General features: G+C 61.5%; 12 protein-coding genes. 5 read left to right on the top strand and 7 right to left on the bottom strand.

Annotation, left to right across the window (positions count from 1 at the left end; translation table 11 throughout):
- Positions 1-314: 314 nt before the first annotated feature.
- The 6 genes from etfB to BW979_RS05780 form a co-directional block, all read right to left on the bottom strand.
- Complete coding sequence (gene etfB, locus BW979_RS05805) at positions 315-1,085, bottom strand: electron transfer flavoprotein subunit beta (protein ID WP_047230385.1); 771 nt, start codon at positions 1,083-1,085, stop codon at positions 315-317.
- Positions 1,086-1,100: 15 nt separating this feature from the next.
- Positions 1,101-2,321, bottom strand: coding sequence for an electron transfer flavoprotein subunit alpha (gene etfA, locus BW979_RS05800; RefSeq protein WP_047230384.1), 1,221 nt, complete (start codon positions 2,319-2,321; stop codon positions 1,101-1,103).
- Entirely contained in the window at positions 2,321-4,285 is a 1,965-nt protein-coding gene (gene dgcB, locus BW979_RS05795; RefSeq protein WP_047230383.1) for a dimethylglycine demethylation protein DgcB, read from the bottom strand. The genes etfA and dgcB overlap by 1 nt, the downstream gene beginning before the upstream one ends.
- Before the next feature lie 160 nt (positions 4,286-4,445).
- A complete protein-coding gene (gene dgcA, locus BW979_RS05790) occupies positions 4,446-6,506 on the bottom strand; it encodes a dimethylglycine demethylation protein DgcA (protein WP_047230382.1) in 2,061 nt (686 codons plus the stop codon).
- Between the two features lie 15 nt (positions 6,507-6,521).
- Complete coding sequence (locus BW979_RS05785; RefSeq protein ID WP_030139308.1) at positions 6,522-7,052, bottom strand: DUF5943 domain-containing protein; 531 nt, start codon at positions 7,050-7,052, stop codon at positions 6,522-6,524.
- Between the two features lie 78 nt (positions 7,053-7,130).
- Positions 7,131-8,108, bottom strand: a complete 978-nt coding sequence (locus BW979_RS05780) for a dipeptidase (protein ID WP_047230381.1) — start codon at positions 8,106-8,108, stop codon at positions 7,131-7,133.
- Between the two features lie 235 nt (positions 8,109-8,343).
- Between BW979_RS05780 and BW979_RS05775 the strand changes: the two genes are divergently transcribed.
- From BW979_RS05775 to BW979_RS05760, 4 genes are all read left to right on the top strand, one after another.
- Positions 8,344-8,745, top strand: coding sequence for a lysozyme inhibitor LprI family protein (locus BW979_RS05775; protein WP_076383398.1), 402 nt, complete (start codon positions 8,344-8,346; stop codon positions 8,743-8,745).
- A 101-nt stretch (positions 8,746-8,846) separates the two neighbouring features.
- On the top strand, positions 8,847-9,101 hold the full coding sequence (locus tag BW979_RS05770; protein ID WP_047230379.1) for a type II toxin-antitoxin system RelE family toxin: 255 nt from the start codon (positions 8,847-8,849) through the stop codon (positions 9,099-9,101).
- On the top strand, positions 9,085-9,411 hold the full coding sequence (locus tag BW979_RS05765) for a helix-turn-helix domain-containing protein (RefSeq protein ID WP_076383397.1): 327 nt from the start codon (positions 9,085-9,087) through the stop codon (positions 9,409-9,411). Before BW979_RS05770 ends, BW979_RS05765 begins: the two co-directional genes overlap by 17 nt.
- Positions 9,412-9,443: 32 nt before the next feature.
- Positions 9,444-9,860 (top strand): DUF3010 family protein, encoded by a 417-nt coding sequence (locus BW979_RS05760; RefSeq protein WP_047230377.1) that lies wholly within the window; start codon positions 9,444-9,446, stop codon positions 9,858-9,860.
- 268 nt (positions 9,861-10,128) lie between these two features.
- On the opposite strand, the gene BW979_RS05755 is transcribed toward BW979_RS05760, so the two are convergent.
- Positions 10,129-11,088, bottom strand: a complete 960-nt coding sequence (locus BW979_RS05755; protein ID WP_047230376.1) for a GlxA family transcriptional regulator — start codon at positions 11,086-11,088, stop codon at positions 10,129-10,131.
- Between the two features lie 168 nt (positions 11,089-11,256).
- Here BW979_RS05755 and choX point away from each other — a divergent pair, with 168 nt between their 5' ends.
- Positions 11,257-12,201: a choline ABC transporter substrate-binding protein gene (gene choX / locus BW979_RS05750; RefSeq protein ID WP_047230375.1), complete on the top strand. Its 945-nt coding sequence runs from the start codon at positions 11,257-11,259 to the stop codon at positions 12,199-12,201.
- Position 12,202 lies beyond the last annotated feature (1 nt).

The following is a 12,202-nucleotide window of genomic DNA, read 5'->3' as shown; positions in this document are numbered from 1 at the left end:
AGCTGTCAAACAGCTTTTTTTAGGCGCAGGTTTGAGTCACGACAACATGCCAGGGCAGCGGTTTTATGGCTGGATGTTGCAGCGGGTCAGATTGGACGTTTTTTGAGCGAAGGCTTGAAAGGCCTGATTTGCGCGGTGTCTGGATAGGATCGAACAGGTTATCCACAGAGGCGCGCACAGGGATTGTGGGTAAACTTCAGCCCTTGTGGGAGCGAGCCTGCTCGCGATGGGGCCATGCCAGTCAACATCGAGGTGAATGGAAGACCGCTATCGCGAGCAGGCTCGCTCCCACAAGGGACAAGGTGAGCCTGGATTTAGCGAACCACCCCTTCCTCAATCAGCAGCTTGAGAATCGCCTCGGCGCCCGCCTCCGGGCTCACGCCTTTGAGCACCTGCCCACCTCCGCCGCTGGCCTTGGCCGTGGCGGCTTTCATGCGGTCGGCGCCGCTCTTGGCCTTGATCACTTTCAGGCGTTTGGGCCGTGGTTTGGCCGGTTGCAGGGTCGCCACCGCCAACAGGGCGTCGTCGATCACCTCGACTTCTTCAGCGTGCAACGCCCCGCGTCGGGCCGGGCCGTAGGCGCTTTGCCGGGGTTTGGGGGCCGCGTTATCCACCGTGGCGAGGAACGGCAGGCGCACTTTGAGACGTCGCCGCTGGCCGCGGGGCAAGGCTTGCAGCACCAAGGCTACGCCACTGTCGATGGATTCGACCTGGGCCAACCCCACCACCAGCGGCCAGCCGAGATTTTCTGCCAGCAGGAACGGCAACATGCCGGAACCCTCGCCGGTTTCCGCCTGACTGCCGGTGAGCACCACTTGGGCTCCCGCGTCGCGCAGATAATCAGTCAGGGCCGGCAGTGCGTCGGCACCTGCGGGGTTATCCAGTACGTAGAGTTCGTCCAGACCCATGCCCAGATAGGCGCGCAGGGCCGGTTCAGCCACGTCGCCTGCGTGCAGCACTTGCAGGTCGTTGCCGGCCAGTTGCAGGCCCAGTTCCACGGCCCGCGCATCCTGCTCGGCGCGCCGGGGCCGACCGGAGGTGGGGTGGGCGCCGATGGACACCAGGCTGATCACTTGAGTACTCATGGTTGAATCCTTAGCTTAAGCCGCATCGCGCTTGGCTTCGTTGCGGTACGCCTCTACCGCCGCGATCAAGGCCTGGAGAATCGCCGCGCTGTCGCCAATCACCGACAGGTCTGCCCGTTTGATCATGTCGCAGCCCGGATCGAGGTTGATCGCCACCACCTTGTCGCAGGCGCCGATGCCCTGCAGGTGCTGGATAGCCCCGGAAATCCCCACCGCGACGTAGACCCGCGCCGTAACCCAGGTGCCGGACGCGCCAACCTGGCGATCCCGCGCCATGAAGCCATCGTCCACCGCTACCCGCGAAGCACCCTCGGTGGCGCCCAGGGCCGCAGCGGTCTGGTGGAACAGCGCCCAGTCCTTGACCCCGTTGCCGCCGGAAAAAATGAATTCGGCTTCGGCCATCGGGATCGCGCCCGGGTCCACCGCCACCGCGCCCAGGTCTTCGATGCGCGACAAGCTGCGGGCCACGCCTGTGGATAACTCCACCGGCAAGGCTTCGTGGCGGGTTTCGCTCACCGGTTCGGCGCATTCGGCCGCGGCCAGGATCAACCGCGCCAAAGGCCGCGCCAAATCTTGCAGGCCGGCACCGGCCCGGCCGATGCACTCCTCACCCTTGACCTGCCAGACCCGTGTGGCCGGGCGCTCGCCCAGGGCTGCGGCAAACCGCCGGCCCAGTTCGCCGCCACCGGTGCGGCTGTCAGGCAGCAGCCAATGGCGTGGATTGAATTGGTTATCCACAGCCCGCAGGCCCTGGACTCGCTGTTCCGGTGAATAACCGCTGAACGCTTCGCCTTCCAGTACCAGCAAGCGGTCGACACCGGCCGTGGCGAAGGTGCTTTCCTTGTGCTCACCGAAGACCACTGCCAGCACCGCGCCGTCGGTACCGGCCAATTGATGGGCCAGGCCCAGCAGATCGCGGTCGTGGCTGCTGAGACGACCGCCCACCATGTCCGGCACCACGCAGATATAAAACGCCGGTTGCGGCACCTGATGCAGCGGCAATTGCACTTCAGTTGCCGCGGTACGCTTGGTCGCGCCGCCCTGCTGGGCGCCGCTGCGGTCGATACGCTTGATGCCGTTTGGGCCGATGAATCCGACACCATGAACGTTCTTGCGGATGACACCGTTGGGACCCATCCAGCTGTGCTGGACCGGTTGCATGGCCGCGTGCAGTGGGTGCAGGCGGTTACGGGCGATCCACTCGGCGCGAGGGTCGCGGCGGATGATGTCGCTCATTAGTGCACCTCCGCAGGTTCACGTTTGGCCGGAGCCGCTGGTTTGTTCGCAACCGCGTCTTCGAGCAGAGCGTCGGCCACCAGTTCAGCGATGTCCTTGATCATCGGGCGTGGCTCAACCACACCCTCAAGCATCGCGGTGCACTGTGGACAACCCACTGCCACCAGTTCGGCGCCGGTTTCGCGGATGTCTTCCATGCGCATATCGGGGATACGCTGCTTGCCCGGAATGTCAGTGATCGGCGCGCCGCCGCCACCGCCGCAGCAACGGGAGCGGAAACCGGAACGCTGCATCTCCTTGATCTCGATGCCCAGCGCACGCAGCACCTGGCGTGGCGCCTCGTATTCGCCGTTGTAACGGCCCAGGTAGCAGGGGTCGTGATAGGTCACGCTGTCGCCCTTGTGCTGGCCGAGGTTCAGGGCGCCGGCCTCGATGACTTCTGCCAGGTAAGTGCTGTGGTGCTGCACCCGGTAGTTGCCATCGAAGGCGCCGTATTCGTTTTTCAGTACGTGGAAGCTGTGGGGGTCGCAGGTGACGATCCGGTTGAAGCTGTATTTGCCCAGGGTCTGGATGTTGCGCTTGGCCAACAGCTGGAAGGTCGCTTCATCACCCAGGCGCCGGGCCACATCGCCGCTGTCGCGCTCTTCGAGACCGAGCACGGCAAAGTCGATGTTCGCCGCCTTGAGGACTTTGACGAAGGCGCGCAAGGTGCGCTGGTTGCGCATGTCGAAGGCACCGTCGCCGACCCAGAACAGCACGTCGGTGGACTTCACCTCGCTGAGCAGGTTCAGGTTCAGGTCCGCCGCCCAGTTCATCCGCCCGCCCGGGGCGAAGCCGCCAGGGTTGTCGGTGGCGATGAGATTTTCCAGTACTTCAGCGCCCTTGTTCGGCGTGGCGCCTTTCTCCAGGGTCAGGTGACGACGCATGTCGACGATGGCATCGACGTGCTCGATCATCATCGGACATTCCTCGACGCACGCCCGGCAAGTGGTGCAGGACCACAGCGTTTCGGCATCCACCAGGCCGTTGACGATCGGCTGGTGTGGGTTGCCGCTGTGTTCGCCCACCGGTTTACCCCTGCCGTCAAGGGATGGGTAGGGGCTGCCGGCGAATTTCGCATCGGTGCCGCCGGCCAGGCCGACGACCATGTCCTGGATGAGTTTTTTCGGGTTCAGCGGCTGGCCGGCGGCAAAGGCCGGGCACGCGGCTTCGCACTTGCCGCACTGCACGCAAGCGTCGAAACCGAGCAACTGGTTCCAGGTGAAATCCTTGGGTTTCTCAACGCCCAACGGTGCTGCGGGGTCGTTCAGGTCCAAAGGTTTGAGACCGGTTGAGCGGCCGCCACCAAAGCGTTCGGCGCGGCGGTGCCAGGCCAGGTGCAGGGCCCCGGCAAAGGCATGTTTCATCGGCCCGCCCCAGGTCATGCCGAAGAACATTTCCGACACACCCCAAAGCACGCCCAGGCCCAACAGCGCCACCAACACCCAGCCCCCGAAGTCGGCCGGCAAGATCCCGGCGACCGGCAAGGTCACCAGGAAAAAACTGATGGAGAACGCGAACAGGCTCTTGGGCAAACGCATCCACGGCCCTTTGGACAGCCGTGACGGTGGATTGCGACGACGCAGGGCAATGAAGATCGCGCCGCTGAACATCAGCAGCGTGGCGAACAGCAAGGCATAGCCCAGAATGCGGTTCTGCAGGCCGAAACCATGCACCAGAATCGCCAGCAGCGCCGCCAGCACAAAACCACCCGCCGTGGCGACGTGGGTGTTGGCGATGTATTTGTCCCGCGCCACCACATGGTGCAAATCCACCATGTAGCGCTTGGGCATGGCGAAAAGACCACCGATCAGGTCGACCTTGGACGGTCGCCCCCGGCGCCACATGTTCACCCGCCGCAAAGCGCCAAGGACCGCAAGGCCCAGGGCAGCGAACAGCAGGATGGGAAGAAGGGTGTTCAGCATGGTGAAGCTCCCAAAGACCTCAGGTCTTGCAGGTCGAGATGCCTTACTCGGTTCCCGTGGGAGCGAGCCTGCTCGCGATTCAGGCGCCGCGGTGCCTCAGGCAGACCGCGTTATCGTTCATCGCGAGCAGGCTCGCTCCCACAGGGCTATGTGCAAGCCGTTAGAAATCCTTGCACAACCGCAGCGCGTCGTAGATGGCGGCGTGGGTATTACGCTGCGCTACGCAATCACCGATGCGGAACAGCAGGTAACCATCGCCGCTCTGCTCCAGGCACGGTTGGGGCTTGATCGCGAACAAGGCTTCGACGTCGATCTGGCCCTTGTTGCGCGAACCTTCCTTGAGCGCGTAGTAGATTTCTTCATCCGGCCGCACGCCGTTTTCCACCACCACCTGATCCACCACGCGCTCTTCCTTGGCACCGGTGTATTCGTTCTCCAGCACCGCCACCAGCTTGTCGCCTTCGCGGTAGACCTTCTCCAGCATCATGTCCCCGGTCATGATCACTTCCTTGGGGTACATGCTGCGGTAGTAAGTGGGGAACGAAGTCCCGCCAATGGCCACGCCCGGCTTGATGTCGTCGGTAACGATTTCGACCTGGCTGCCCTTGTCGGCGAGGAAGTCGGCCACCGACATGCCGGTGAATTCACAAATGGTGTCGTAGACCAGTACGTTCTTACCCGGTGCAACCTTGCCATCGAGCACGTCCCAGCTGCTGACCACCAGCCCTTCGGCGGCGCCCCAGTGTTCGTTCTGCTCGAGGAATGGATGCCCGCCGACGGCCAGCACCACCACATCCGGACGCAGGTCCATGATGGTCGCCGCGTCCGCCGCCACGCCCAGGCGCAGGTCGACTTTCAACCGGGCCAGTTCCAGCTGGAACCAGCGGGTAATGCCGGCGATCTGGTCCCGTTGCGGGGCTTTCGAAGCGGTGGTGATCTGCCCGCCGATGAATTCCTTCTTCTCGAACAGGGTCACGTCGTGGCCACGTTCGGCGGCCACACGCGCTGCTTCCATCCCGGCCGGGCCGGCACCGACGACGACCACTTTGCGCTTGGGCCCGGTGGATTTTTCGATGATGTGCGGCACGCCCATGTATTCACGGGAGGTTGCAGCGTTCTGGATGCACAGCACATCCAGGCCCTGGTACTGGCGGTCGATGCAGTAGTTGGCGCCGACGCACTGCTTGATCTGGTCGATCTGGCCCATCTTGATCTTGGCGATCAGGTGCGGGTCGGCGATGTGGGCACGGGTCATACCGACCATGTCGACGTAACCGCCCTCGAGGATCCGCGTGGCCTGGTTCGGGTCCTTGATGTTCTGCGCGTGCAGCACCGGAACCTTGACCACTTCCTTGATACCGGCGGCCAGGTGCAGGAACGGCTCCGGTGGATAACTCATGTTCGGGATAACGTTGGCCAGGGTGTTATGGGTGTCGCAACCCGAGCCCACCACACCGATGAAATCCAGCATGCCGGTGTCGTCGTAGTACTTGGCGATCTGCTTCATGTCCTCGTGGGACAGGCCGTCCGGGTGGAACTCATCACCGCAGATGCGCATGCCCACGCAGAAGTCGTCGCCCACTTCGGCGCGTACGGCTTTGAGCACCTCCAGGCCGAACTTCATCCGCCCCTCGAAGCTGCCGCCCCATTCGTCGGTACGCTTGTTGACCCGTGGGCTCCAGAACTGGTCGATCATGTGCTGGTGCACGGCGGACAGCTCGACGCCGTCCAGGCCACCGGCCTTGGCACGCCGTGCCGCCTGGGCGTAGTTACCGATCACCCGCCAGATTTCTTCCGGCTCGATGGTCTTGCAGGTCGCACGGTGCACCGGCTCGCGCACGCCGGACGGCGACATCAGGGTCGGCCAGTTGAAGCCGTCCCAGCGCGAGCGACGCCCCATGTGGGTAATCTGGATCATGATCTTGGCGCCATGCTTGTGCATGGCGTCGGCCAGGTTCTGGAAGTGCGGGATGATGCGGTCGGTGGACAGGTTCACCGAACTCCACCATTCCTGCGGACTGTCGATGGCAACCACCGACGATCCACCACAGATCGCCAGGCCGATGCCGCCCTTGGCCTTCTCTTCGTAATACTTCACGTACCGGTCGGTGGTCATGCCGCCGTCAGTGGCGTAGACCTCGGCGTGAGCGGTGCTGAGCACGCGGTTGCGGATGGTCAGTTTGCCGATCTGGATCGGCTGGAACATTGCTTCAAAAGCCATGGCGCGATCCTCGACTTACAACGGCTTGACGATGAACAGGCCGTCGTCGTGGCCTTCTTCGGAACCGCCGTAGACCTGCTCGGCCACGGTGCGGATCGAACTGCCACGGGCGGCGAGAATCTGGTCCATGGCGCCGGCAAACCAGCCGGTGAACATGTAGTCGACCTTGCGCCCGACCTTGCCGTACACGTAGACGAACGCCGAGTGTTCCAGCTTGACGCTGGCGGTGCCTTTATCCAGGTCGATGTCCTGGATCTTGAACAGGCCCCAACCGCGCTGGGACAGACGCTTCATGTAATGCTCAAACACCGCGACGCCTTCCAGGCCATGGCATTCGGCTTCTTTTTCACACCAGTGCCAGGCGGATTTGTAGCCGGCCTTGTAGAGAATCTCGGCGTAGGCGTCGGCGCCCAGCACTTCTTCGATGCCCATGTGGTTATTGACGAAAAAGTGCCGCGGCACGTAGAGCATCGGCAGGGCATCAGAGGTCCAGACACCGGTTTCACTGTCGACTTCGATAGGCAATTGAGGGGCGATTTTGGCCATGGAAACTTAACTCCGAAAATTCGTGGTATGCCTGCGGCGCTAATGGCCGCAGGTTAAGGATTCAGTGATGCGGCGGCTTTATTCGCCCCAGACGTCTTTCAGGACGTTGACCCAGTTCTCGCCCATGATCTTGCGCACCACCCGCTCTGGATGGCCGCGCTTGAGCAGCGTCTCGGTGAGGTTCGGGAACTCGCCCACGGTGCGGATGCCCAGGGGGTTGATGATCTTGCCGAAGCTGGTCAGCCGACGGGCATAGCCTTTGTCGTGGGTCAGCATTTCGAAGAAATCCTGACCGTGACCCTGAGTGAAATCGGTGCCGATGCCGATGGCGTCCTCACCGACGATGTTCATGGTGTATTCGATGGCCTCGGCGTAGTCGTCGATGGTCGAATCGATGCCCTTGGCCAGGAACGGCGCAAACATGGTCACGCCGACAAAACCGCCGTGGTCGGCGATGAACTTCAGCTCTTCATCGGATTTGTTGCGCGGGTGCTCCTTCAGGCCCGAGGGCAGGCAGTGGGAGTAGCAGACCGGTTTCTTCGATTCGAGGATGACCTCTTCGGAGGTCTTGGAGCCGACGTGGGACAGGTCGCACATGATGCCGACCCGATTCATCTCGGCGACGATTTCACGACCGAAGCCCGACAGGCCGCCGTCACGCTCGTAGCAGCCGGTGCCCACCAGGTTCTGGGTGTTGTAGCACATCTGCACCACGCCAACGCCGAGCTGCTTGAAGATCTCGACGTAGCCAAGCTGGTCTTCGAAAGCGTGGGCGTTCTGGAAGCCAAAGATGATGCCGGTCTTGCCTTGAGCCTTGGCGCGCTGGATATCGGCGGTGGTTTTCACCGGGATCACCAGATCGCTGTTTTCGCGGATCAGTTTCTGGCTGGCCACAATATTGTTGATGGTGGCCTGAAAACCTTCCCACACCGACACCGTGCAGTTGGCGGCAGTCAGGCCGCCCTTGCGCATGTCTTCGAACAGGTCACGGTTCCACTTGGCAATGATCAGCCCGTCGATAACGATGCTGTCGGCGTGCAATTCGGCTGGGCTCATCAGGCAGTCCCCTTTTGTCAGCGATTCATGCGCCGAATCGTGTGCCGGCGCTTTGGGGCCAGCATATGCCTCGGTGCATTGGCGACCGGGTGCAAAAACGACAGGGGAATTGCCGAAAGCGTCAATCCACGACAAAGGGCTATGAGCGGGCCACCCTACCCGTCTGTTCTTTACCCGAGGCTTACGCCAGAATCCGCCGCATCACTGGTTTTCACTGGACTCGAGCGGCAACGCAATGAAATCAATCATCCTGGCTTTGGCCCTGATCAGCACCGTCGCCCACGCGACCGAAGACACCGAACACAACCCCTGCGACGCCGTGGAAAACGACGTCCAGACCCTGGCCTGTTCGGCCTACGGCAAAGCCGCCGCCGAACAACTGCTCGCCGACAACCTGCAGAGCCTCAACGAACGCCTGCAAACCCTCTACGCCGACAACAAGGCCCAGCTCAACGACATCACCAGCAAAATCAGAGTTGCCCAGCAACTGTGGCAAAAACAACGCGATGCCGACTGCGCCATCGCCGTCTTCCCGGCCAAACCCGGCAGCGAAGCCTACAAAATCGCCGAAAACGACTGCATGGCCCAGGTGAGTGATGACCGGTCGGAGTTTTTGGAGTCGATTGGGCAGGAATAAAGGGCCGCTTACGGAGCAATATTCAGACACCGTTCATACGTTGGTCCTAGAGAAAATATAAGTCAGGATTAGCAAATCTTATAAAAGACTTATATTCTTCCATGAACACTATTCACTGGACCAGAAAGGCCGTTAAGCAGCTTCTGAAAATGCACTCTCTGCATCAGGCCCAGGTTCGGGACGCCGTTACGGCGCTCGCCGAGATGCCTGACGTGGTGAATGTCAAAGCACTTGTCGGCCATGACTACGCGTACCGCCTACGGGTGGGTAGCTATCGGGTCATGTTCGATTGGGACGGGGCGATCAAGGTCGTCAGCATTCAAGAGGTCAAGAAACGCGATGAACGTACCTACTGATATTCAGATCATAAACGACGCAAACGGGAATCCTGCATTCGTGGTCATTCCGTATGCCCAATACGTTGCGCAAAAAAAACTGGAACCTGATCTGATTCCTCATGAAGTGGTCAGTCGTATCGTCGACGGCGCCACGCCCATCCGCGCATGGCGCGAACATCTGAACTTGACCCAGGATGAGGTCGCCAGGCGCCTGGGTATTTCTCAACCGGCGTTTGCCCAGCAGGAATCAGTCGCCAAACCTCGCCGGGCAACTCGCGAAAAAATTGCCGCCGCCTTTGGTATCCATGCCGATCAGTTGGAGCTGTAAGCTGCACGCCACTATCGAGCAAAGGAATTCACATGAAAATCTGCGGCATCGAAATCAAAGGCAGCGAAGCGATCATTGCCGTTGCCTCGCTGGATCCACAGGCGTTGAGTCACGTCGCGCTGAATACCAAGAAAATCGCCCTGGACGATGATGACGAGGCCGCCAACGTCAAGGCGTTCGCCGCCCAGGTCCGGGCGTTCGTGGTGGATAACGGTATCGACCGCATCGCCATCAAGAAGCGCAGCAAGAAAGGCGAGTTCGCTGGCGGGCCGACCACGTTCAAGATCGAAGGGGTTTTCCAGTTGCTTGAGGGTTGTGAGGTGACGCTGCTGTCGCCGCAGACTATCAATGCGCAGAACAAGAAACACGACTTCGCATTGCCCGCGACGCTGAACAAGTATCAGCATGAGGCTTATAAGGCGGCGTGTTCGGCGTTGGTGAAGAAGTAAGCCTCTTTCAGCCAAACACTGGACTTGCGGCAGTTTTGTGTGTGGGAGCAAGGCTTGCCCGCGATACAGGCGCCTCGCTCTCCCATGCACCGCGCCGCTTTCGTCGCGGGCAAGCCTTGCTCCCACAGAGGTCCGAACGAGCTTGTCGCGATTGGAGCCGGTGAACATGGCGTTGCCCCCTGCCTCGGTGGTCAACGCATGCTTTCATACTCAATTATGGCGACAGGTGTAATTTATAGTCGCGAACATAATTGGGTATAAAAGCCTGTCAAACCACCTCCCGCCCATCCCCCTGGCGCCGCCGATCTTCCCGCGGGCACCGTTCAAACCTCGCCCGATAACTGCGGGTGAAGTACGACGGTGACTCGAAACCGCAGGCGATGCTCACTTCCAGCACACTCATGTCGGTCTGGCGCAACAGTTGCCGGGCCTTTTCCAGGCGCAGGCGCAGGTAGAAGTTGCTGGGAGTGTCGTTCAGGTGCAGGCGGAACAGGCGTTCGAGCTGGCGGCGGGTGACGTTGATGGATTCGGCCAGGGCCAAGGTGCTCAGGGGCGGCTCGCTGTGGGTTTCCATCTCGCCGATGACGTGCACCAGCTTCTTGTTGCGAATGCCATAGCGGCTGGCAATTTCCATGCGCTGGTGGTCTTTGCGCGGACGGATGCGGCCGAGCACGAATTGTTCGCTGACCTCAATCGCCAGTTGCGGGCCATGGGCCTGGCCGATCAGGTCCAGCATCAGGTCGATGGACGCAGTGCCGCCGGCGCAGGTGATGCGCCGGCGGTCAATTTCGAACAGTTCCTGGGTCACACTCAGCTGTGGATAAGATTCCTTGAACGCCTCGATCGCTTCCCAGTGCAGGGTTACGCGATGGCCTTCCAGCAGCCCCGCCTCAGCCAGGACCACACTGCCGGTGTCGATGCCGCCCAGGGTGACGCCCTCGTTGTCCAGCCGATGCAGCCAGCGCTCCAACGCCGGGGTCACGAACTTGAGCGGTTCGAACCCCGCCACCACCCAGAGGGTCGCGCCTTTCTTCAATGGCTCCAACGCGGCATCGGCGTTGACCGACATGCCATTGCTTGCCAGCACCGCCCCGCCATCGGCGCTCAACACATGCCAGCGGTACAACTCACCGCGAAAGCGGTTGGCGACCCGCAACGGTTCGATGGCCGAAATGAAACCGATGGCCGAAAAACCCGGCATCAACAAGAAGTAGAAATCCTGGGACATGTAGCGCACTCGGTTGGCGGGTAGCGTGCGCTCCTTGATACGCCACAGGTCGCTGCAGTGCAAGAGCGAGTCGCCGCTGTGCGTTTTGCCGGCGGACTGGCTGCGTAACTTGGCATCACCGGCGCGCAGATGCCGGAACCCATAACAAAGACTGCCGAGGAACCCGACATGAAACGACTGATCAGCTCCTGCGTTCTTGCACTCAGCACCACCACCTTCCTGAGTTCCGCTGCGATGGCAGCCGATCCCGCCGCGTGCCAGAACGTGCGCCTGGGTGTGGTCAACTGGACCGATGTCATCGCCACCAGCGCCATGACCCAAGTGTTGCTCGACGGCCTCGGCTACAAGACCAAACAGACCAGCGCCTCCCAGCAAATCATTTTCGCCGGCATCCGCGACCAGCGCCTGGACATGTTCCTGGGCTATTGGAACCCACTGATGACCCAGACCATCACCCCGTTCGTCGAGGCCAAGCAGGTCAAGGTCCTGGAGCAACCCAGCCTCAAGGACGCCCGCGCCACCCTGGCCGTGCCGACTTATCTGGCCGACAAGGGCCTGAAGACTTTCGCCGACATCGCCAAATTCGAAAAAGAGTTGGGCGGCAAGATCTACGGCATCGAGCCTGGCTCCGGCGCCAATACCCAGATCAAGGCGATGATCGCCAAGAACCAGTTCGGCCTGGGCAAATTCCAACTGGTGGAATCCAGCGAAGCCGGCATGCTCGCCGCCGTGGACCGCGCCGTGCGCCGCAAGGAAGCCGTGGTGTTCTTCGGCTGGGCGCCGCACCCGATGAACGTCAACGTGCAAATGACCTACCTCACCGGCAGCGAAGACGCCCTCGGCCCGAACGAAGGCATGGCCACCGTATGGACCGTCACCGCGCCGGACTACGCGCAAAAATGCCCGAACGTCAGCCGTCTGCTGAGCAACCTGACGTTCACCGCCGAAGACGAGAGCCGGATGATGCAGCCACTGCTGGATCACAAGGACCCGCTCGAATCGGCCAAGCAATGGCTCAAGGATAATCCGCAAGACAAGCAACGCTGGCTCGAAGGCGTTACCACCTTCGATGGCAAGCCTGCCGCCGACAACCTGAAACTGACCAGCAACTGAA

Origin of the sequence: Pseudomonas sp. A214, from assembly GCF_900156295.1 — a bacterium.
Taxonomy (GTDB): Bacteria; Pseudomonadota; Gammaproteobacteria; order Pseudomonadales; family Pseudomonadaceae; genus Aquipseudomonas; species Aquipseudomonas rhizophila.
Note: the sequence above shows the minus strand (reverse complement) of the source record. Positions and strands in the feature narration are given on the sequence as shown.